Origin of the sequence: Pseudooceanicola spongiae (assembly GCF_014899185.1) — a bacterium.
GTDB classification, from domain to species: domain Bacteria; phylum Pseudomonadota; class Alphaproteobacteria; order Rhodobacterales; family Rhodobacteraceae; genus Pseudooceanicola; species Pseudooceanicola spongiae.
The window spans coordinates 3,726,390-3,747,798 of the sequence record NZ_CP045201.1 but is presented as its reverse complement, the minus strand read 5'-3'; the positions used below and the strand labels follow the sequence as shown (position 1 = coordinate 3,747,798).

13 protein-coding genes, 4 tRNA genes, 3 rRNA genes and 2 pseudogenes are annotated in these 21,409 nt (G+C 60.5%); 3 read left to right on the top strand and 19 right to left on the bottom strand.

Annotation, left to right across the window (positions count from 1 at the left end; all coding sequences use genetic code 11):
• Window positions 1–29 precede the first annotated feature (29 nt).
• The 7 genes from F3W81_RS17625 to uraD form a co-directional block, all read right to left on the bottom strand.
• Entirely contained in the window at window positions 30–1,142 is a 1,113-nt protein-coding gene (locus tag F3W81_RS17625; RefSeq protein ID WP_193080637.1) for a hypothetical protein, read from the bottom strand.
• A gap of 153 nt (window positions 1,143–1,295) precedes the next feature.
• The gene (locus tag F3W81_RS17620; protein WP_226941728.1) at window positions 1,296–2,225 is read right to left on the bottom strand and encodes a BMP family protein; all 930 of its coding nucleotides are present in this window, start codon (window positions 2,223–2,225) and stop codon (window positions 1,296–1,298) included.
• Complete coding sequence (locus F3W81_RS17615; protein WP_193080633.1) at window positions 2,222–3,172, bottom strand: ABC transporter substrate-binding protein; 951 nt, start codon at window positions 3,170–3,172, stop codon at window positions 2,222–2,224. Before F3W81_RS17615 ends, F3W81_RS17620 begins: the two co-directional genes overlap by 4 nt.
• A 52-nt stretch (window positions 3,173–3,224) precedes the next feature.
• Window positions 3,225–4,187 carry a Bug family tripartite tricarboxylate transporter substrate binding protein gene (locus F3W81_RS17610; RefSeq protein WP_193080632.1) on the bottom strand — a complete coding sequence of 321 codons (963 nt, stop codon included), beginning with the start codon at window positions 4,185–4,187 and terminating at the stop codon, window positions 3,225–3,227.
• Between the two features lie 43 nt (window positions 4,188–4,230).
• Complete coding sequence (locus F3W81_RS17605; protein WP_193080630.1) at window positions 4,231–5,745, bottom strand: tripartite tricarboxylate transporter permease; 1,515 nt, start codon at window positions 5,743–5,745, stop codon at window positions 4,231–4,233.
• Between the two features lie 3 nt (window positions 5,746–5,748).
• Entirely contained in the window at window positions 5,749–6,276 is a 528-nt protein-coding gene (locus F3W81_RS17600; protein WP_226941727.1) for a tripartite tricarboxylate transporter TctB family protein, read from the bottom strand.
• On the bottom strand, window positions 6,273–6,830 hold the full coding sequence (gene uraD, locus F3W81_RS17595) for a 2-oxo-4-hydroxy-4-carboxy-5-ureidoimidazoline decarboxylase (RefSeq protein WP_193080626.1): 558 nt from the start codon (window positions 6,828–6,830) through the stop codon (window positions 6,273–6,275). Before uraD ends, F3W81_RS17600 begins: the two co-directional genes overlap by 4 nt.
• A gap of 118 nt (window positions 6,831–6,948) precedes the next feature.
• Between uraD and F3W81_RS17590 the strand changes: the two genes are divergently transcribed.
• Entirely contained in the window at window positions 6,949–7,905 is a 957-nt protein-coding gene (locus F3W81_RS17590) for a LysR family transcriptional regulator (protein WP_193080625.1), read from the top strand.
• Window positions 7,906–7,933: 28 nt separating this feature from the next.
• Here the strand turns inward: F3W81_RS17590 and F3W81_RS17585 are convergent, their stop codons facing one another.
• Window positions 7,934–8,509: a helix-turn-helix domain-containing protein gene (locus F3W81_RS17585; RefSeq protein WP_193080623.1), complete on the bottom strand. Its 576-nt coding sequence runs from the start codon at window positions 8,507–8,509 to the stop codon at window positions 7,934–7,936.
• Between the two features lie 153 nt (window positions 8,510–8,662).
• On the opposite strand from F3W81_RS17585, the gene F3W81_RS17580 reads away from it, so the two are divergent.
• Window positions 8,663–9,829 carry a benzoate/H(+) symporter BenE family transporter gene (locus F3W81_RS17580; RefSeq protein ID WP_193080621.1) on the top strand — a complete coding sequence of 389 codons (1,167 nt, stop codon included), beginning with the start codon at window positions 8,663–8,665 and terminating at the stop codon, window positions 9,827–9,829.
• Window positions 9,830–10,039: 210 nt separating this feature from the next.
• Window positions 10,040–10,327 carry an SH3 domain-containing protein gene (locus F3W81_RS17575; RefSeq protein ID WP_193080619.1) on the top strand — a complete coding sequence of 96 codons (288 nt, stop codon included), beginning with the start codon at window positions 10,040–10,042 and terminating at the stop codon, window positions 10,325–10,327.
• A gap of 768 nt (window positions 10,328–11,095) precedes the next feature.
• Here F3W81_RS17575 and F3W81_RS17570 read toward each other — a convergent pair.
• The 11 genes and pseudogenes from F3W81_RS17570 to leuB form a co-directional block, all read right to left on the bottom strand.
• Window positions 11,096–11,172: transfer RNA gene (locus F3W81_RS17570), tRNA-Met, on the bottom strand.
• A gap of 448 nt (window positions 11,173–11,620) precedes the next feature.
• Window positions 11,621–11,992 (bottom strand): annotated as a pseudogene (locus F3W81_RS17565) (ATP-binding protein); the annotation flags it as partial.
• Window positions 11,991–12,553 (bottom strand): annotated as a pseudogene (locus tag F3W81_RS17560) (integrase core domain-containing protein); the annotation flags it as partial. The pseudogenes F3W81_RS17565 and F3W81_RS17560, both read right to left, overlap by 2 nt.
• 277 nt (window positions 12,554–12,830) lie before the next feature.
• Window positions 12,831–12,945 (bottom strand): 5S ribosomal RNA (rrf, locus tag F3W81_RS17555).
• A 104-nt stretch (window positions 12,946–13,049) separates the two neighbouring features.
• Window positions 13,050–15,879: ribosomal RNA gene (locus tag F3W81_RS17550) — 23S ribosomal RNA — on the bottom strand.
• A 532-nt stretch (window positions 15,880–16,411) separates the two neighbouring features.
• Window positions 16,412–16,487, bottom strand: a tRNA-Ala gene (locus F3W81_RS17545).
• 19 nt (window positions 16,488–16,506) lie between these two features.
• Window positions 16,507–16,583, bottom strand: a tRNA-Ile gene (locus F3W81_RS17540).
• A gap of 178 nt (window positions 16,584–16,761) precedes the next feature.
• Window positions 16,762–18,223 (bottom strand): 16S ribosomal RNA (locus tag F3W81_RS17535).
• Together the 16S, 23S and 5S rRNA genes with 2 tRNA genes alongside form the textbook arrangement of a ribosomal RNA operon.
• A gap of 851 nt (window positions 18,224–19,074) precedes the next feature.
• Window positions 19,075–19,151: transfer RNA gene (locus F3W81_RS17530), tRNA-Pro, on the bottom strand.
• A 58-nt stretch (window positions 19,152–19,209) separates the two neighbouring features.
• Window positions 19,210–20,169, bottom strand: coding sequence for a DMT family transporter (locus F3W81_RS17525; protein WP_193080617.1), 960 nt, complete (start codon window positions 20,167–20,169; stop codon window positions 19,210–19,212).
• 115 nt (window positions 20,170–20,284) lie between these two features.
• Complete coding sequence (leuB, locus tag F3W81_RS17520; protein ID WP_193080615.1) at window positions 20,285–21,391, bottom strand: 3-isopropylmalate dehydrogenase; 1,107 nt, start codon at window positions 21,389–21,391, stop codon at window positions 20,285–20,287.
• Window positions 21,392–21,409 lie beyond the last annotated feature (18 nt).

Below are 21,409 nucleotides of genomic sequence, written 5' to 3'. Positions count from 1 at the left end.
AAAAACGCCGGGCCACGTTTCGGGCGCGGCTACCGCTGGTGGAGGGTCGTGATCACATCGTAGGTGTGATCAGACAGGCAGGCTTTGGCAAAGATCGGGCGATCCGCGTTGCCGTCCTTGGTGACGACCAACCCGCGTTTGACCTTCGCTGTGCCCGCCGCGTCCCCGGCATCCGACATCTTGTCGCCGTAGGATACCGTATAAGTGTAGGCCGCGTTTTTGAAGCTGATCGCGCCAGAGCGGTCTGGCCTCTTCGCTGGCAGGATCGTGACCTCGCGCATCGCGCGGTCCAGCACCAGCTCGGGCGTGCCGCGCAGCGGGCCATAGGTATAGCGCAGCCCCTTGGCGGTCTGCGAGATGGTCACGCTGCGGGTGCCACCTTCCAGACGACAGTAGAACAGCGTTCCGCCGGGCACACGGTCGGTTGTCGCTGGGTTCTCGGTCAGATCAGTATCGCGACGTGCGCGCGAGGGTGCGGGCTGAGGGTCGCAATAATAGCTCAGCAGGTCGGGATTTTCAGGCACGACACCCGCCGCAGCGCCTGCCGAGCCATCACTGCGCGTCGCGCGGATGTCGCAGGTGAAGCCACCCTCCGGCTTGGCAGGATCCGTCGCATAGGGGTTGATCTCGAACTGAAACTGCAGGCCCTTCGGATCGGCTTTGAAGAACCGCGTGAGGGTTGCAGCGCCGTCTTTGCTGGCCACAACGAGATATCCGTCGCGGTCCTGCGAAAGCGCGAATCCGGAGACGGAGCGCCCCTGCCTGTAACCGCCGCCCGCCGGGTCATAGAGGAAAATGTCGAAGGTCCCGTTCACCATGCCGATGGACGTGAACGTCACGATATCCAGCCAGCCGTCCTGATCAACGTCGATCAGCTCCGGCAACTGGCTTGATGTCAGCGTCGTGCCCTTACCCGTCTGCACCAATGTGGCGGGTTGGTAGTCATCTGTCACCGCCTGCCACGTCAGGCTCCGCATCTCGGCGTTGTCGATCCAGCTGATGGTGCAGTCGGGACCGGTCGTGAAGGTGGGGCCCGCCTCCAGCTTCGTCGCCGTGCAATCGTCCTGCGCCAACAGGGGCGAGGCGAGGCCCATCGCGCCCGCTGTGATCACGCCAAGGAGCAGGCGCTGTGTGGTCATCATATGGACACGAACCTTCCGGGGGGTTGAATTTGCGACCGGCGTTCAAAGGATGATGCGGCTAAGTCCATCAAATAGAACGGTGATCTGGGAACTCAAGGCGGAAGGTCGGGGTATTGCTGCGTCTTGGCTTCTGGTCGGGAGGCGCTGAATATCTCAGGGCAGCACGAATTCCGCGCCGGTGAAGCCCCTCGGGATGACGATGTCGCCCTTTGCAAGGCTGGCGCTGATCGCGGCGATTTCGTCCGCGACATCTCGCGGCACCTGCGCGCTTAGGGAGAGCGCCACGGCGTCCTTATTTTCAAGGCCGATATGCTGCACAGTCCCGGGCACCACGCCCGCGACCATGTCCGCCGCGGCCCGTTCAACACCCAGATCAATCCGGGCCAGCGCCGAGCCGATGAAGACGTCAGGCTCGGACGCGCACCAATCCAGCACATTGCCGATCTGAACCGCGCCGAGCTGCCGGCAGGCGGCAATCGCCCCGCTGCGCGCCGCGTTGAGCATGGTGAAAAGAACATCCGCCCCGGCCTTGATCTCAGCGGCGGCCCAGGCGCGGGTCACGTCACTGTCGTCCTGCGTGCCGCAAAATCCGGTGAGGAGGCGGTTCGACGGATCGATATGCGCGACACCCGCCGCGAAGGCCGCGCGTCCCTTCAGCCCCGGGGACACCCGGTGCCCAGACAAGTGCCCAACGACACCACTGCGCGTCATGCGCGCCGCAAGACAGCCCGCAAGGAAGGCAGATTGCTCCTGCAGGACGTCGTAGCTGGCAAGGTTCGCGGCCGTCACCTCGCCCTGCACCACGGCAAAGGCGCAATCGGGAAAGGCCTGCGCCACCTTCGGCGTCACGCCATTGCCCTGCCCGCCGACGAAGATCACCCCATCGCTGCGCTCGGCGGCGCGGCTCAGGGCTGAGGTCATGGCCTGCGTCTCGAATGGAACGCCGCTAATGATTTCGACCGAGAGGTCATCCCGCTGCCTCAGACGGTTTGCGCCCTCAGCCGCGCAGGCGTTGAAGCCGGAATCCTGCAGTTCGCCGACGAACAGCACGGCGATTTTCATACCTGGACCTCGGGGGGTCATGCTGCGGGCATCCTTGCGCGTTCGGATGGGGGAACGAGGAAACTGCGATCAAAGACTTCCGCGGGGGAGGGCCGGTGCGCATAGCCCTTGGCCTCGCAGATAAGGCGGGCGATGGTCTCCAGACGGGCATCCTCGACATCGCCGAGGCCTTGGGTCGCCGCCGCATCGCCCATTTCCAGCGCCAGTGTCCCGACAAGGCGCGCGCGATTGGCCTTGCGATCCAGTGCGGGATTGCGGCGCGCGACGGCCTCAATCGCGGCGTCGATATCGGCCACGGTATCGGCGAGGCCGCGATTGACGGCGCGGCATAACCCGGCCACCGCCTGCGGGTGGGCGTCGCGGAAGGCCCGCGTCACCATCATCGCGCCGCCGTAGAAAGCAGGCGCGTGAGTGTGCCAGGCGAGGTGGTGCAGCGACACAGCCGGATCGACCCCGGCCTCGATGGCCTGCGCGGCGACGGTGTTGACGAAGCCGAAGATCCCGTCCCACTGCCCCGCCAACATCTGCGGCACCATTTCCGTATGCGGCGCCGAGGAGAGGGTGATGTCGACGCTCTCCGGATCGATCCCGGTTGCGCGGCAGAACTCGGGGAACAGCAGCCATGCGGCGTCCTGCGGGTGCGAGACCAGCCGCGCGCCCGGCAGGTCTGCCGCGGTCTTGATCCGCCCGCCTGCATCCACCGCGATGGTATAGGGCGGACGGTTATGGATCGCCATGACGGCAATCGGCGTATCGCGGCGCCCCTCGGCCTGCATTCGGACCAGTTCGTTCAGATCGCCATAGCCTGCATCGTAGTCGCCGGTGGTCATCGTCGTGACGGCGCGCGCCAGTGAGTTGCCTTGCGCGAAGGTCACCTCCAGACCTTCCTCGGCGAAATAGCCCTTGTCGGCGGCCAGAAAGAACCAGGCCTGCGGACCCGAGAAGAAGGTGTTGAGGATGAACCGCACGGGAAGGCCCCCTCCCCGTGCCGTGCTCTCAGCATGCGCCTGCATCAGCGGCTCAGCCCCCGTTCACATTGGCGGCCTCGATCAGCGGGCGCCAGACGGTGATGGTATTGGCCACGAAGCTGGAGAAATCCTCGGTGGTCATTGCGGTATGGGCGATGCCCCACTGGTCCATCTGTTCGATCACTGCGGGGATCGCCATGATCTGCTCGACCGAGTCGTGGATCGTCTGCACCATCGCGGGGTCCATCCCGGCGGGGCCGGACAGGCCAGTCCAGTTCTCGATCACCACGTCATAGCCCTGCTCGCGGAAGGTCGGGATCTCGGGGAAACGCTTGGAGCGTTCGGGCGCGGCCACCGCCAGTGGCACCACTTCGCCATCTTCGATCATGGCCGAGTTCTGCGCCATCGAGTCATAGAAGGCGTCCAGCACACCGGCGCGGAAATCCTGAATGGCCGGGGCGCTGCCCTGATAGGGCACATGGATGGTTTCGATCTGCAACGCGGTGTCCACGGCCTGCCCCAGGATATGGGTGATCGAGCCGACACCGGAAGATCCGTAAGTGACACCATCGCCCTTGGCCAACGCGATGAAACCATCGAGGTCCGTGATCCCGAGCGAGGGCTGAACGAAAAGCCCCGGCGTCGAGGCCCCGAGGTTGGCGATATGGGTGAAGCTGGCGACCGGATCATAGGGCAGCGACTCGAACTGCGTCGGCGCGATGGTGAAGGGGGCGTTGTTGCCGAGGATCAGCGTCGTGCCATCGGCGGGCTGCTGGGCGACATAGTCAGCCGCGACAGTGCCCCCGGCGCCGGGGCGGTTGTCGACGACGGCCTTCTGGCCGAACTCGCTGTCGAGATACTGCGCAAGGATACGGGCCACCAGATCGCTGGTGCCCCCCGGCGGAAAGGTGACGACGATGCGCACGGGCGTATCGCTCCATTTGCCGGGCTCGGCCACGGCACTGGTTGCGAAAAGGGCCGAGGCGGCGAGCGCGAGGAGGGCATGGGGTTTCATGATCTGGGGCAGTCCTTCTGTTGGAAAGGGGGGAGGAGGTTTCTTATTCGGCAGAGCGCAGGGCACCCCGTTGGTGCCGCCGTGCGCGCAGCGCAGAGACGCAGCTATAGGCAAGCAATCCGATGGTGATCACGATCAGCACGCCACTGATCGGGCGGGTCAGGAACACGGTGGGATCACCGCGCGACAGCAGCATGGCGCGGCGCAGCTGTTCCTCCATCATCGGGCCAAGGACGAAGCCGATCAGCAGCGGCGCAGGTTCGAACCGGAACAGGCGCATGAGGTAACCGGCCCACCCGAACGCCAGCGTCAGCCAGATGTCGAAGACGTTGTTGTTGACCGAATAGACGCCCATGCAGATCAGCACGATGATCGTCGGGTACATATACTTGTAGGGGATCTGCAGCAGCCGCACCCAGAGCCCGATCATCGGGATGTTGAGCACCAGCAGCATGACGTTGCCGATCAGGAAGCTGGCGACCAGCCCCCAGAACAGATCGGCGTGTTCAACCAGCAGGCGCGGCCCCGGCGTGATGCCATGGATCATCAGCGCCCCGATCACCAGCGCCATGGAGGCCGATCCGGGTACGCCCAGCGTCAGCGTCGGGATGAAGGCGGTCTGCGTCGCCGAGTTGTTGGCGGATTCGGGCACCGCGACGCCCTCAATCGCGCCCTTGCCGAAATTGCCCCGGTTGCGCGACAGCTTCTTTTCCACCGCATAGGCGACGGCAGAGGCGACAGTCTGGCCCGTCCCCGGCAGGGCGCCGAAAAAGCTGCCGATGGCCCCACCGCGCAGGATCGGGTTGAAGATCGACTTCCACTCGGCCCGGCTGGGGTAGAACTGCTTGTAGTCGATGTCGGTCTGATGCGCCCCGCTGGCATTGGCCTTGATCGACACGATCAGCTCGCCCACGCCGAACAGGCCCATGGCAACGACGACAAGGTTTACGCCGTCGCGCAGCTCAGGAATCCCCATCGTGAACCGCTCGGCCCCCGTCGTGATGTCGACCCCCACGGTGCCCAGCATCAGCCCCGCCACCACCATGGCCACGCCCTTGACCGGGCTGCCATTCGAGACGGCAGAGGCCGCGACAAGCCCCAGCAGGATAACGGCGAAATACTCGGCCGGCCCAAAATTCAGCGCCAGCGAGGCCAGCGCGGGGGCCAGCACCGCCATGACGACCATGCCGATCATCCCGCCGCCAAAGCTGGCAATGGCGCTGGTGAACAGGGCGATGCCCGCCCGCCCCTCGCGCGCCATCGGGTAGCCGTCGATACAGGTGATCGACGACGAGGGCGTGCCGGGGATGTTCATCAGGATCGAGGCGATCGAGCCTCCGTATTCCGCGCCATAGTAGACCCCTGCGATCATCACCAGCGCCGAGGTCGGCTCAAGATAAAAGCTCAGCGGCAGGATCATCGAGATGGGGGCCATCGACCCGATCCCCGGCAGCACGCCGATGAAGGTGCCAAGAAAGACGCCGATGAAACAATAGAGCAGGTTTTCCGGCTGCATCGCGACGAGCAGGCCATGACCGAAGCTGGCGAAGATATCCATGGCTCAGACCCCCTTGAAGGCTTGGAACGGCAGGTCGAGCAGGCCGATGAACAGCCCCCAGCACCCGAGCGAAATGATGGCGCCAAGGATCAGCTTGCCGCTCAGGCGCAGGCTCGGGTCCGGCAGGCTGGCCACCACGACGGCCAGAAACACCGCGGGCATCAGCCCGAGGTGATCCGAGACCACCGCGAAGATCGCGAGCGAGGCCCCGATGGCCGCGAAGGAAATCCAGTCCGGCGTTTCCGCATCGCGGGTGTCACGCAGATCGCTAAGGATGATCGCCACCGAGAGCAGCGCCAGCGCGATTCCGGTGATGACCGGAAAGGCCCCGGTGCCAAGGCGGCGCGGCACACCGACGCCCAGTTTGATCCCGCCGATAATGAAAACCACGCTCAGCACCAGCAGCCCTGCCCCGCCAAGCGCGCCGAGCCAGGCATGGGGAGGGCTTGCGGCATCTTCCGAACGCCGCAGGCGCAGCAGAAACTCTCGCATCGCGTTTCCTTTCGTGAAGGGGTGTTCGGGCAGCATCATCGCGTCGCCTCCCCGACAACGCGCTCATCCGCCCCAGTGAGGCGAGCCAAGCGCGCCCGCGCGACCGACACAACTTCGCTGAGGGCCTGACGTCTTTCCACCTCGGGGGCGTTGCGCAATCTGCTCTCAAACCGGGCGATCACGCGCTCCATGTCCTCAAACGCATGCAGCGCGATGACGAAGGGAAAGCCGAAGCGCTGCTGGTAAGCGGTGTTGAGGGCGTTGAGGCGCGCAGCAAGCGCCGGCGCGGGATCGGTCAGCGCAAGACGCCCCTGTTCCGCCTGCGAGGCTTGGGTCATCGCGGTGGGGCGCGGCGGGGCAAGCTCGGGGTGCGCGGCGAGCAGACGCAGGCTGTCCTGCGGCGTCAGCGACAGGATTTCGGCCTGCAGGCGATCCCCCAGTTCCTGCGCATCGGCATAGGGGCGATGCGCCGCCAGCCTGACCGCCAGCCAGTCGGAGCGCTCGGTGACCCGCGCCAACATATCCACCGCCGCCTCCGGATTTGCCCAGTTGAGAGCGGCTATCGAAAAGGCATCCTGATCGCTGTCAGACATCTGCTTACCCCGGTTGAGTCGCTGCAAGGGTACGCGGGAAAAGCATTGCCAACTATTTCAATAAAAGGGACTGTGCATTCTACAAATCAGTATGCATTCCAATTGAGAGGCGTTGCGCGTGCCGCTTCATATCTATCCCCGCTCCCTGCAATATCTCGAAGCGGTTGCCCGCCTCGGCTCGGTTCAGGCGGCCTCTCGTGCGCTCGGGATCGCGGCATCGGCGATCGACCGGCAGATCATCGGGCTGGAGGAGGAATGCGAGACGCCTTTGTTCGAACGCCACCCCCGCGGCATGCGCCTGACCGCCGCGGGCGAAGCCGCGATCCTTCTGGCGCGGCGCTGGCGGGCGGATCAGGATCGCCTGTCCGACGAATTGCGCCAGATGCGCGGGATGGAGCAGGGCACGGTGCGTCTGGCGGCGATGGACAGCCTGTCGAACTCGGTGCTGCCCGCGCTGGTCAGCGTCCTGCGGGACAGGCATCCCGGCATAAACCTGTCGGTGGACATCATGGCCCCTCAGGACGCAGCGCGCGACCTTGATCAGGCGATGGTCGACCTCGCCGTCGTGTTCAATCTGTCTGCGGACAAGACCCGGCATGTGCTCTGGTCGACGCCGCTGCCGTTTGGCTGTGTGGTCGGGCAAGGGCACCGGCTGTGGGGGGCGCCCTCGGTGACGCTCAAGGATGCGGCGCAGAACCCCATCGCCGCCCAAAGCGAAATCCTGCCCGTGCGCGAATATCTTGAGCGCCGCTATGGCTGGCTGTTCAATCCGGTGAAGCCGGTGCTTGTCACCAACTCGCAACAACTGCTCAAACAGGTTCTGCTGGAGGGCAAGCTGATGGCGATCACCTCGCAAATGGATGTGGCGACAGAACTCCTCGCCGGTGATCTGAGTTTCGTGCCGATCCGGGATGCCGGCCTCAAGCCACAATCACTGAGCCTTGTTGTCGACGCCCGCCGCCCGTTGTCGCACGCCGCGCGGCAGGTCGGGAATCTTCAGGCGTCGCTGCTCGAGGATCTGATGAAGCGCCTCAATGACATGATTGCGCCTGCAGCGCCGGTGAGCCCCGGTTAGCGAGAGCTTCGAAAAGGCCCCTGTGCGCCTAGCCTGCGGCCCCGGGATAATGGATCGTGTTGTGAAACTGCGCAGGGGCCTCGCCGGGGTTGCGATAGCTGTGCGGTTGATCCGCCTTGAAGCGGACCGCCTGCCCCGCCTCGTAGCGGGTCCAGTCACCGCCAAGCTCCAGCTCGACAGCGCCTTCGGTCACGAAAATATCTTCGACGACACCGAGATCATGCGGATGCGAGACATGGGTCTGGCCGGGCCGCAGCTGGATCAGAAAACATTCCGACCCGAAGGCAGGATCAAAGGCAAAAAGCGTCTCGAAACTGATGCTTTCATCAAAGCGCACACGCTGGCCCGGGGACTTGCCCGGGACAGTCTCATCCCCCTGCGCAAGCCCCTCGATGAAGGCGCTCAGCGGCAGATGAAACCCCTTGGCGAGCTTCCACAACGTGACCAGCGTGGGCGAGGATTCGCCGCGCTCGATCTGCCCCAGCATCGCCTTGCTGACGCCCGTGATCACGGCTGTCTGCGACAGGCTCAGCCCCGCTTTGCTGCGCACCGTCTTGAGCGTGATCCTTGGGGCGTCTGTGCCGGTCGTGCCCTTGGCGGTCATAGAAGACGTCCTGTCCTGTCTGGCAAATCCCGCTTGTGCGCTATAGCGTCCGCGCGCTATAGCGGATTTGAGCGTTATAACGCACAAACGGTGCTGCGTCCAAGCCTGTTCCTGTCCCGGCTGGCCGCACCATCCTGATTGCACGGAGGCGACATGCCAGGACTGAAGCTTTCCCACATCGTCTCCGGCGTCATCGCGGTGCTTGTCGGCTACACCAGCAGCGTCGCGATCATCTTTCAGGCCATCGGCGTGCTGAACCTGTCGCAGGCCGAGGCGAACAGCTGGATGCTGGTGCTGGGTCTGGGCATGGGCTTGTCGACACTGATCCTGACCCTGCGATACCGTATGCCGATCCTGACGGCCTGGTCGACCCCCGGCGCGGCGCTTCTGGTCATCAGCCTCAACGGCGTGTCCCTGCCCGAGGCCATCGGAGCCTTTCTGCTCTGCGGCACCCTTCTGACGCTCACCGGCGTGACGGGATGGTTCGAGAAGATCTCTCATCTCATACCGGACGCGATCGGCAGCGCCATGCTCGCCGGCATCCTGTTCCGCTTCGGCCTTGGTGTGTTTTCCTCGATGGAGGGGAACCTGCCGCTGGTCGCGGTGATGTGCGTGACCTACCTTGCCGGGCGACGCTGGTTCGCGCGCTTTGCCATTCCCGCCGTGCTTCTGGTCGGCACGCTTTTTTGTGCCGCGACCGGTGCTTTCACAACGGGTGCGTCCTTCGACTTCACTCTGGCAAAGCCCGTCTTTACCTGGCCGCAGTTCACCCTGTCTGCGCTGATCGGCATCGCCCTGCCGCTCTATGTGGTCACGATGTCGTCCCAGAACATGCCCGGCGTGGTGACGATGAAGGCGGCGGGCTATCGGCTTCCCGTGTCCGCGGCCCTCACCGTCACGGGGCTGACCACGCTGATCCTTGCGCCCTTCGGCGGCTATGCCTTCAACCTCGCGGCCATCACGGCGGCGATCTGTGCCGGTCCGGAGGCCGACGAGAATCCGGCGACGCGCTGGAAGGGGGCGGCCGTCGCCGGAGGGCTCTATTGCATCGTCGGCCTTCTCGGGGCGGCCGTGATCAGCCTGTTCCTGATCGCCCCCAAGGCGCTTGTCGTGACCATCGCGGGCCTTGCGCTGCTGAACACCATCGCCGGCGCCCTCAGCTCAGCCCTCGCCGGTGCGGCGCACCGGGAGGCCGCCCTTGTCACCTTCATGACAACGGTGTCAGGGATCAGCTTCCTGAGCATCGGCGCTCCGGTCTGGGCGCTGCTGTTCGGCGGGGTGACCGCGCTGGTCCTGCGCCCGAAGCGCGTGACGGGCTGAGGCGGCGCTTCCAACCTATCCAGAGAGAGCGCGTTTCGTCAGGGGCACAATCGAGGCGCGCACCTCTCAGCCAACCGGCAAGGAGGTTCATGCAGTTGCCACTTTTCTCGTCCGCAGACGCCGTGCCGGCCTGCGCGAAGGTCGGCACATCTGTTTGGAAACTCGTCTGATTTGGTATATGCGGAGAAAAAATCAAAACGAGGTCAGAGCATGCGCCGTGGCACACTTTCCATCCTTTTTTCTCTCATGCTGGTCGCTGGTTGCAGCGATATGGGCCCGCAACGCACCGTGGTAAGAGGCGCCGGACCGGACGATCTGTTGAAGCTGCGGGTCGGCCCGGGCCTGCATTACAAAGTGATCATGGGCTTGCCGGACGGAACGGCCCTCACGCGGCGCGACTGTGTGACCGAAGTGGGGCAGCTCTGGTGCCGGGTGTCGCTCACCGACTCGCCGAGCGTCAAAGGCTACGTCTCCGCCGACTACCTCGCCCGAAAATGAGCCCAAGGCCCGAGGCGGGCCGTTCGCATCGAGAGCAGGCGAAGCGGAAAGCCTCGGGTCGGCAGCAAGCCACCCACAGCAATGCGATGTCTGTTGGGGCGTAATGTCCCGGATCGTCCCGGTTAGGGCAGCCTGAACTCCGGCCATGGCGGCGTCCAGATCCTTAGGTTGCCTCCGCCATGGCCATGCCGGGCGACCGCGTCGTCGTCCAGCGTGGCACGCGCTCGTCCGACGAACTGCTGATCGCGCCCACCGAAGCTGGGATGGCGATATGGAGGACCCGGCGACCGGCCGGGACGGTCTGGAAGAGCTGCGACGCGCGAGGTCTCACTCCCGTGGCCAAAATACCGCCAACGCACCAAGGCGCCCTCGCCAACATGTAGCCCACGCCCGCCGCCATCGGCGCAGCGATGGAGCACGGGCTCCACACATCCCACTGAGAGAGACATTTCAGACCTCGAAGCGTGCAGCCCCATGTAGGTCTCATTCCTGAAAGCCGCGCCAGAGCACCCTTAACCGCCGTTCACCCTAGGTTGCCGATCTTTTCCGAGATCAGGAGCAACGACTGACGCAGACCCTAACCGCGCCAACCCATGCCCTTGATCCGCAGCAATTCCTCGGGGATTGATTGCACAGGTAAATATGGAGCCGGGCATCACCCCGAACAAACGCCGTAGGAAACAAGAGGCGGAGATCACTGCATTTCTAGCGAGCGGCGCCCCAGAAACGACAAAGCCCCCACAGTTTGTGAGGGCCACGTCGTTTAGTTGGTTGCGGGGGTAGGATTTGAACCTACGACCTTCAGGTTATGAGCCTGACGAGCTACCGGGCTGCTCCACCCCGCGACACACACCCTCTCGAGCGATGCCCCGATCTACCCCTAGTGCAGGGTGGGCGCAAGGGCTCGGAAGAGCTTTTTTGAGAAAGATTTCATTAAATCGACATTTTCCTTTGTGAGCCTCGGTTTCCTTAGGCTCTCCGACGTGTCCGAGGGAAATGCAGTCGACCTAAAGGCCAGATTACCCAACGCAGCCAGAGCCTTGCCTACCCCGACTCTTTTATGCCCTCAGCGAATCGCCGTGCCGGGAGGCTCGCAGGACATCGCCCTAGATCACGGATTAAAAGCCGTTCACGCATCGCCCCTGCGCTTCGTATTGGCGTAGTCGGGTGCAGCGCCTAACAGATGTGCAGTACTTTTTCAGCTTGGCCTCTTCTGGGCTTGAGGCGACCGAGCCAGTGTATTGACCCAGTGAAAACCTCCCCACGCTGAGAAGGAGAAATTTGCGATGGATGTCATTGAGAACTGACCCGCCCGTACTTTATGTTTCCTGGTTCGTGACTTGGTAAATGCCACTGTCGCCTTCGGTCTCTTTTCGCTGTCTCGGAGCTGGCTTCGAACTGATAGCTGTCGATGCCGGTCTCAAGGATGTGGCAGCGATGAGTGAAGCGCTCGAGCAAATCGGTGCTCATTTTGACATCTCGAAACACGCTGGCTCACCCGCTGAAGCTCAGGTTGGTGGTAATGACCACACTGGTCCACTCGTATAATGTGCCAAAAATAGGGAACAGCAGGGCATTGCCCGAAGCGCTGAACGGCAGGTAGCCAAGCGCGTCCAAGATCACCAATTCGGTTCTCCTGACCTGCTCCCCTGATAGTCCTCGTTTATGAGCTAGCTCTATTCGGGTTTTGGTCGTCGTTTGACCGGTTAGCATATTCCCGCGGTGTCAGGCCAGCGAGGCTTGAGTGTGGGCATTGATGGTTGAAGTCGTCGCGCCATGCTGCCACCAGATTGCGGGCATGGCGCAGGCTCTCGAAGAGGTGTTCGTTCAGCTGAAGCTCTCCACCAAGCAGTTCTGCATGAGTTTGCCCGGCGCGATGTATTGCCACTCGTCCTTGCGATGCTCCTGCCACTTCAGGATCGCATTCGAGGTCAGCTCTGTCCCGTTGTCCGCCACCACCATGCAGGGATATCCCAGTATCTCGGCGATCCGGTCCAGTTCGCGGCCAACCCGGATGCCGGACAGCGATGTGTTGACGACGGCTGCCAGACAGTCACGGCTGAAGTCATCGGTCACGTTCAGTATCCGGAACCGGCGACCACACGACAGACTGTCTGACACGAAGTCCAGGCTCCATCGCTGGTTTGGCCCCTGCGGGATTGCCATAGGTGCTCTGGTTCCCAAGGCACGTTTCCTGCCGCTGCGTTCGCGCACTGTCAGGCCCTTGCGCACTGTCAGGCCCTCAATGGATGATTCGTTCTTCCGTGAACCTACATCTCTTCATCGTCGGCCTCCTTTGACAGGAACAGACTAACCCTAAATCGCGGACGTTTCAGGGGAGCAGGTCACTGACGGGATACCGTTCTGATACCGACGGGATACCGACGTGAGGATTTGTGGCGCTGTCTTGGGTGTTTTTGGTGTGTATTAGGAACGACAAAACCCCGGAGCATTTCTGCTCCGGGGTTTTGTGTATTCTGACATCGTAATTGCTTTTTTCTAGGTCTGGCGGCGACTTACTCTCCCACGTCTTAAGACGCAGTACCATCAGCGCTACGGCACTTAACGGCTGGGTTCGGGATGGGACCAGGTGTTTTGCTCGCGCTATGACCACCAGACCGAGGAAAAAGCAGAGAGATATCAATGATGTCCGTATTGTACTGATACACTGTTATGTTGTGTATGCTTTTGATTAATCGCAGAAGTCTGACTTCTACTGGATCAAATCAAGCCTATCGGGCAATTAGTACTGGTCAACTGAATGCATTGCTGCACTTACATCTCCAGCCTATCGACGTGGTGGTCTACCACGGCCCTCAGGGATACCTTGTTTTGAAGGGGGCTTCCCGCTTAGATGCCTTCAGCGGTTATCCTGTCCGAACATAGCTACCCAGCACTGCCGTTGGCACGACAACTGGTCCACCAGTGGTTCGTTCACCCCGGTCCTCTCGTACTAGGGGCAACTCTTCTCAAGTATCCTACACCCACGGCAGATAGGGACCGAACTGTCTCACGACGTTCTAAACCCAGCTCACGTACCTCTTTAAACGGCGAACAGCCGTACCCTTGGGACCTGCTCCAGCCCCAGGATGAGATGAGCCGACATCGAGGTGCCAAACACTGCCGTCGATATGGACTCTTGGGCAGTATCAGCCTGTTATCCCCGGCGTACCTTTTATCCGTTGAGCGATGGCCCTCCCACTTGGGACCACCGGATCACTATGGCCGACTTTCGTCTCTGCTCGACTTGTCAGTCTCGCAGTCAGGCTGGCTTCTGCCATTGCACTCAACGAGCGATTTCCGACCGCTCTGAGCCAACCTTCGCGCGCCTCCGTTACGCTTTAGGAGGCGACCGCCCCAGTCAAACTACCCGCCACACAGGGTCCCGGCACCGGATAACGGTGCGCGGTTAGACATCAAGCAGAACAAGGGTGGTATCTCAAGGGAGGCTCCACAGGGACTAGCGTCCCTGCTTCAAAGCCCACCACCTATCCTGCACATGTTCGGCCTAATGCCAGTGTGAAGCTGTAGTAAAGGTGCACGGGGTCTTTCCGTCTAACCGCGGGAAGCCTGCATCTTGACAGGCAATTCAATTTCGCTGAGTCGATGTTGGAGACAGCGGGGAAGTCGTTACGCCATTCGTGCAGGTCGGAACTTACCCGACAAGGAATTTCGCTACCTTAGGACCGTTATAGTTACGGCCGCCGTTTACCTGGGCTTCAATTCAGAGCTTGCACCCCTCCTTTTAACCTTCAGGCACCGGGCAGGCGTCAGACCCTATACGTCGTCTTACGACTTCGCAGAGCCCTGTGTTTTTAGTAAACAGTCGCCACCCCCTGGTTTGTGCCCCCGGCACGCACTTGCGTACATACCGGGCCTCCTTCTCGCGAACTTACGGAGGTATTTTGCCGAGTTCCTTCAACATCGTTCTCTCAAGCGCCTTGGTATTCTCTACCAGTCCACCTGTGTCGGTTTAGGGTACGATCTCATGTAGGGCTATTTCCAGGAACCTCTAAGCGGCCCCTCCAATCCGATAAGGAGGAACAACCTTCGAGATCCGTCACATCCTACTGGCTCAGGAATATTAACCTGATTCCCATCGACTACGCCTTTCGGCCTCGCCTTAGGGGTCGGCTTACCCTGCTCAGATTAGCTTTAAGCAGGAACCCTTGGACTTTCGGCGAGGGAGTCTCTCACTCCCTTTGTCGCTACTCATGTCATCATTCTCACTAGTGATCTCTCCACCGGATGGCTCACGCCCCGGCTTCACAGAAAGCTCCTTGCGTCCAATCCTTCCCGAAAGAAGGCAAGGACGCATGGACCTATGTCACACTACGCTCCGCTACCATGCACTATGTGCATCCTCAGCTTCGGCTCATGGCTTGAGCCCCGTTACATCTTCGCCGCAGGACAACTAAATTAGACCAGTGAGCTGTTACGCTATCTTTAAAGGATGGCTGCTTCTAAGCCAACCTCCTGGTTGTTTTGGTCGTCCCACCTGCTTTCCCACTTAGCCATGAATTAGGGGCCTTAGCTGGAGGTCAGGGTTGTTTCCCTCTTCACTACGGACGTTAGCATCCGCAGTGTGTCTGCCGTCTAGTACTCCTCGGTATTCGGAGTTTGGTTAGGATCAGTAAGTCTGTGGGACCCCATTACCCATCCAGTGCTCTACCCCGAGGGTATTCGGACGACGCTCTACCTAAATAGATTTCGCGGAGAACCAGCTATCTCCGAGTTTGATTGGCCTTTCACCCCTAGGCACAACTCATCCCGACCTTTTTCAACAGGTGTGGGTTCGGACCTCCAGTACGTGTTACCGTACCTTCATCCTGGTCATGCCTAGATCACTCGGTTTCGGGTCTGATCCCACAAACTCATTCGCCCTATTAAGACTCGCTTTCGCTGCGCCTACACCTAACGGCTTAAGCTTGCTTGTGAGACCAAGTCGATGACCCATTATACAAAAGGTACGCTGTCAGGCCGCAAGGGCCCTCCAACTGATTGTAGGCGTTCGGTTTCAGGTACTGTTTCACTCCCCTCGTCGGGGTGCTTTTCACCTTTCCCTCACGGTACTGGTTCGCTATCGGTCAGTAAGGAGTACTTAGCCTTCGGGGGTGGTCCCCCGATCTTCAGACAGAATTTCACGTGTTCCGCCCTACTTAATACGTCCAATTGAGCTACCCATACGGGACTGTCACCCACTATGGTCTGCTTTTCCAAACAGTTCTGGTCACTCTCATGGCTCGGCTGGTCCCCGTTCGCTCGCCGCTACTAGGGGAGTCTCTATTGATGTCCTTTCCTCCGGGTACTTAGATGTTTCAGTTCCCCGGGTTTGCTCTTAAAACCCTATGTATTCAGGTAATAAGTACCTGTTTCAGCTTCATATTGATTGCCTTGCGGCAACAATATGTAACTGTCAGGTGGGTTGCCCCATTCGGAAATTCATGGATCAAAGCTTATTCTCAGCTCCCCATGACTTATCGCAGAGTATCACGTCCTTCATCGCCTCTTACTGCCAAGGCATCCACCAAACGCCCTTCTCGCGCTTGATCTGATCCAGAAGAAGACAGACAAGTCTGTCGCGCATCATTTGTATATGCAGGCTGGTTCGTCTGCTGATGCTCTGTTCTGGATCAAAAGTCATACATTTCTTCCCGCCTGGACATGCGTCCAGACTGTGTGATGGTTAATCACACGGGTTAGTGTATTTTACTTGGACAACAGTTACTTCTTGTCGAAGAGGCAGACGCTCCACAAACCGGCTAGGAATGTTGGATCGCTCGCAAATCCCGAAGGATCAGCACCTCAACGCGTTAGGCCAATTACTATGACCAACGAGTAACGTTGATTGATATCTCTCTATACGATGTCAATTGCGGCAGCCTTTGCAGGCCGCGCGCAACAGATGCCCGAAGGCATCCGCGTCCAATCGGACGGTAAAGAAGCTGATCAGCTGCTTAACGGTACGATTGGAACGCTCTATTTTGAGTATCTGAAGTGGTTCCGCGCGGCGGATATGGGGGCTGTCGCACATTACTGCGTAATATGCTGCCGCCTTTGATCACTTCACATCGTGAAGTGATTTGGTGGAGCCTAGGAGGATCGAACTCCTGACCTCCTGAATGCAAATCAGGCGCTCTCCCAGCTGAGCTAAGGCCCCAATATCTTCCCGGAGGAATTGGTGGGTCGAGGAGGACTTGAACCTCCGACCTCACGCTTATCAGGCGTGCGCTCTAACCACCTGAGCTACCGACCCAATTGGATGGTGCAATTCTCGCTGAGAACTGACCAGCACAGGTCGATGACCTGAACCACTATAGTCTGAAGAGATATGAGGACGGCTCGGACCGTTTGATGTGGTCTCTGCGAAACAGAGACCTGCTAAGTGTTCCACGATCGCTGAACGAATTCAGCGTTGCTAGGAACATCCTTAGAAAGGAGGTGATCCAGCCGCAGGTTCCCCTACGGCTACCTTGTTACGACTTCATCCCAGTCGCTGAGCCTACCGTGGCCAGCTGCCCCCTCGAAAGGTTGGCGCACCGTCTTCGGGTAAACCCAACTCCCATGATGTGACGGGCGGTGTGTACAAGGCCCGGGAACGTATTCACCGCGTCATGCTGTTACGCGATTACTAGCGATTCCGACTTCATGGGGTCGAGTTGCAGACCCCAATCCGAACTGAGACAGTTTTTTGGGATTAACCCATTGTCACTGCCATTGTAGCACGTGTGTAGCCCAACCCGTAAGGGCCATGAGGACTTGACGTCATCCACACCTTCCTCCCGCTTATCACGGGCAGTTTCTTTAGAGTGCCCAGCCGAACTGCTGGCAACTAAAGATGTGGGTTGCGCTCGTTGCCGGACTTAACCGAACATCTCACGACACGAGCTGACGACAGCCATGCAGCACCTGTCACTTGGTCTCTTACGAGAAAGCTGAATCTCTCCAGCGGTCCAAGGATGTCAAGGGTTGGTAAGGTTCTGCGCGTTGCTTCGAATTAAACCACATGCTCCACCGCTTGTGCGGGCCCCGTCAATTCCTTTGAGTTTTAATCTTGCGACCGTACTCCCCAGGCGGAATGCTTAATCCGTTAGGTGTGTCACCGACAAGCATGCTTGCCGACGACTGGCATTCATCGTTTACGGTGTGGACTACCAGGGTATCTAATCCTGTTTGCTCCCCACACTTTCGCACCTCAGCGTCAGTATCGAGCCAGTGAGCCGCCTTCGCCACTGGTGTTCCTCCGAATATCTACGAATTTCACCTCTACACTCGGAATTCCACTCACCTCTCTCGAACTCAAGACTAGCAGTATCAAAGGCAGTTCCAGGGTTGAGCCCTGGGATTTCACCTCTGACTGACTAGTCCGCCTACGCGCGCTTTACGCCCAGTAATTCCGAACAACGCTAACCCCCTCCGTATTACCGCGGCTGCTGGCACGGAGTTAGCCGGGGTTTCTTTACCAGATACTGTCATTATCATCTCTGGCGAAAGAGCTTTACGACCCTAAGGCCTTCATCACTCACGCGGCATGGCTAGATCAGGCTTGCGCCCATTGTCTAAGATTCCCCACTGCTGCCTCCCGTAGGAGTCTGGGCCGTGTCTCAGTCCCAGTGTGGCTGATCATCCTCTAAAACCAGCTATAGATCGTAGACTTGGTAGGCCATTACCCCACCAACTATCTAATCTAACGCGGGCCGATCCTTCTCCGATAAATCTTTCCCCGAAGGGCGTATACGGTATTACTCTCAGTTTCCCGAGGCTATTCCGTAGAGAAGGGTACGTTCCCACGCGTTACTCACCCGTCCGCCGCTCCCTCCGAAGAGAGCGCTCGACTTGCATGTGTTAGGCCTGCCGCCAGCGTTCGTTCTGAGCCAGGATCAAACTCTCAAGTTGAAAGCAACTTACGTTGCTATCCCTGACGTTCGAACCTCTGCACATCTGTTGACCCGGAGGCTAGTCCGGGTCGTCTCTGTTTGTTGTGCTTTGGTACCAAAGGTACCGAAAGCCGTCCAAACAGTGAAGCTGTCACTCTATCATCGGCCCGAAAGCCTAAGAGCGCGATATGCAGCGTTGATCATCGAAATGATCCAAACCGCCCACATATCTCTTCAGATACTCGCAATTTCAAAGAGCGTAGAGACAAAAACAACCAGTGCGCCCTAACTATCGGCGCGCCGCCCATCCTTACCTCTGAATTTCTTACCCGCCTGATGATCCAGACATCCCTCAGCAGCATCGCCACTTCAGTCCGCCTATCCAATCCCGCGTCCCGACAAGCACCTCAGCGCCGCCGGTGAAGGGGGTTCTAAGGTTTCCAACTTTTACCCGCAACCCCTTTTTGGTGAGAAATGTTATTTTCTATGGAACCTATTTGTTTCAAGGACTTACATCGGCGCAACACAGCTTCGGCCCGCATAATACAGGGCGGAAGCCAGACCTCGAACCGGGCAAAGCATGCGGACTCGCGGTTACTCACAGACTTATCCACAGACCCCCCTCCCCCTTGCGACGAGTCGGGAAGACTCGGCGCGTGTGAGGGGGAGCGCAGGGCCCGGGCCGCTCTGTGAGGGGCCAGAACCACGCGAATTCGGCTGTCGGTATCGCGTCGGTATTCCGTCGGTATCCGGGCGGTGCGATTTTCGGGGGTCTTGCGGGCAGCTCCGGCCTCTCGAAAGGGCGGACAGAGATCAGAGGATCGCCAGAAACGACAAAGGGCCCCGCAGGGCCCAGCATCGTTTCGTAATTGGTCGGGCTGAGAGGATTCGAACCTCCGACCCCCTGCTCCCGAAGCAGGTGCGCTACCAGGCTGCGCTACAGCCCGACCGTGGGTGGCGGGGTACATAGATTGGCGCGCTTTGGCAAGAGAGAAACCGCGCCCATCAGGATGACTTGCGCAGACGCATGAGCGGCCCGATGCGCATTGCCGAAGGTGTGCCCACGCGATTGCGGGTCCGCAGCACCGGTTGCTGAGAGCTGCGCCCGGCTCTGGATTCGCGCAGAACGATGTAGAGACCCGAGGCAATGATCAGACCGGCCCCTGCAATCACGTTCATTCCGGGCAGCTCATCAAACAGCAGATAGCCAAAGAGGGTCGCCCAGATGATCTGGGAATACTGCATCGGCGCGACAATCGCGGCCTCGCCCGCCGTATAGGCGGCAATGACGCAGAGCATCCCGATGATCGACAACCCGGCAATCGTGGCAAAGCCCATCATGTGCAGACCGGCGACGGGGTTATAGTTGGACGGCAGCAGGATCATCACCAGCCCCATCAGAAAGAAATTCGCCATCATCGGATAGAGCAGCATGACCACGTTCCGCTCGTCCCGGCCGATCTTGCGCACGATCACCGAGGAGAAGGCGCCACAGCTGGCGGCCACCAGCGCGGCAAGGTGACCGACATTCAGCTCGGACCCGCCGGGGTTCAGCACGATGCCCACCCCGATCAGGCCGACCAGCACAGCCATCCAGCGGTGCAGACGCACCTTTTCGCCCAACAGCGGGATCGAGATCACGGTGATCAGCAGAGGCGTGGCAAAGAAGATCGAATAGGCATCCGCCAGCGGCAGCACATGGAAGGCGTAGAAGGCCGCGCTGTTGGCCGTCACGGTGAACAGGGTGCGCGCCAGCATCCACCAGGGGTGAGTCGGGATCAGCGTGCCGGCCTTGGCATCGCGCATCAGCATGACGCTGGTCAGGGGAAACCCGAACAGGACCGAGAAAAACACGATCTGAAAAGAGGAATAATCGGAGCCGAGCAGCTTCACGACCACGTCGTGACTCGAATAAACCGCGTAAGCGAGCAGCGCGAAGAGGATTCCCCGGGTATTTCCGACCATGTTACATGCGTCTCCAGTGTTGGGTTCGCTTAACACTGGCGCTGCGGCGCAGAATGGCAAGGGGTAGTTGTGTCGGGCCCGCGGAGTTTTGCCGCGAGCCCGGAGAGATGATGCCTCAGAGGCTGGCGTCGAGCGCCGCGACCACGGCGTCGCCCATCTGGCTGGTCGTCGCGGGGGTCACACCCTCTTCGTTCAGCAGATCTGCGGTGCGCACACCATCGGCCAGCACTTTTTCAACGGCGGCTTCAAGGCGGGTCGCCTCGTCGCCGAGGTCGAAGCTGTAGCGCAGCGCCATGGCAAAGCTGAGGATACAGGCGCAGGGGTTGGCCTTTTCCTGACCCGCGATGTCGGGAGCGGAGCCGTGCACCGGCTCGTACAGCGCTTTCGGACGGCCATTGGCCATCGGTGCGCCGAGCGAGGCGGAGGGGAGCATCCCGAGCGAGCCGGTCAGCATAGCCGCGAGGTCGGACAGCAGGTCGCCGAACAGGTTGTCGGTGACGATGACGTCGAACTGTTTGGGCCAGCGGGTCAGCTGCATGGCGCCAGCATCGGCATACATATGGCTGAGCTCAACATCAGGGTATTCGGCGTCGTGGATTTCCTGAACGACTTCGCGCCACAGGATACCGGATTCCATGACGTTGGCCTTCTCCATCGAGCAGACCTTGTTGGAGCGTTTGCGCGCCATCTCGAAGGCGGAACGGGCGACGCGGGCGATCTCGGATTCGGTGTAGCGCTGCGTGTTGATGCCGACGCGCTCATTGCCTTCGCGGATGATGCCGCGCGGCTCGCCAAAGTAGACGCCGCTGGTCAGCTCACGGATGATCATGATGTCGAGGCCGGCGACGACGTTCTTCTTCAGCGAGGAGAAATCGGCGAGCGCGTCAAAGCACTGGGCCGGGCGCAGGTTGGAAAACAGGTCCATTTCCTTGCGCAGGCGCAGCAGGCCACGCTCGGGCTTCACCGAGAAATCAAGCGAGTCGTACTTCGGGCCACCAACGGCACCGAGCAGAACAGCGTCGACTTCCTGAGCCTTGGCCATAGTCTCGTCCGTGAGCGGGACACCGTGGGCATCATAGGCGCAGCCACCGACGAGGTCTTCGCTGACGTCGAAGGTGATGCCGCGCTTGTCACCGAACCAGGTGATGATCTTGCGCACTTCGGCCATGACTTCGGGACCGATCCCGTCACCGGGGAGGATAAGAAGCGAGGGGTTGCTCATCTGTGGCTGTCCTTCCTG

What these genes read in the sequence shown, in the direction of transcription:
- F3W81_RS17625 (WP_193080637.1), bottom strand. Translation starts at nt 1,142, where the DNA reads ATGATGACCACACAGCGCCTGCTCCTTGGCGTGATCACAGCGGGCGCG.
- F3W81_RS17620 (WP_226941728.1), bottom strand. Translation starts at nt 2,225, where the DNA reads ATGACCCCCCGAGGTCCAGGTATGAAAATCGCCGTGCTGTTCGTCGGC.
- F3W81_RS17610 (WP_193080632.1), bottom strand. Translation starts at nt 4,187, where the DNA reads ATGAAACCCCATGCCCTCCTCGCGCTCGCCGCCTCGGCCCTTTTCGCA.
- F3W81_RS17605 (WP_193080630.1), bottom strand. Translation starts at nt 5,745, where the DNA reads ATGGATATCTTCGCCAGCTTCGGTCATGGCCTGCTCGTCGCGATGCAG.
- F3W81_RS17600 (WP_226941727.1), bottom strand. Translation starts at nt 6,276, where the DNA reads ATGATGCTGCCCGAACACCCCTTCACGAAAGGAAACGCGATGCGAGAG.
- uraD (WP_193080626.1), bottom strand. Translation starts at nt 6,830, where the DNA reads ATGTCTGACAGCGATCAGGATGCCTTTTCGATAGCCGCTCTCAACTGG.
- F3W81_RS17585 (WP_193080623.1), bottom strand. Translation starts at nt 8,509, where the DNA reads ATGACCGCCAAGGGCACGACCGGCACAGACGCCCCAAGGATCACGCTC.
- F3W81_RS17580 (WP_193080621.1), top strand. Translation starts at nt 8,663, where the DNA reads ATGCCAGGACTGAAGCTTTCCCACATCGTCTCCGGCGTCATCGCGGTG.
- F3W81_RS17575 (WP_193080619.1), top strand. Translation starts at nt 10,040, where the DNA reads ATGCGCCGTGGCACACTTTCCATCCTTTTTTCTCTCATGCTGGTCGCT.
- F3W81_RS17525 (WP_193080617.1), bottom strand. Translation starts at nt 20,169, where the DNA reads ATGGTCGGAAATACCCGGGGAATCCTCTTCGCGCTGCTCGCTTACGCG.
- leuB (WP_193080615.1), bottom strand. Translation starts at nt 21,391, where the DNA reads ATGAGCAACCCCTCGCTTCTTATCCTCCCCGGTGACGGGATCGGTCCC.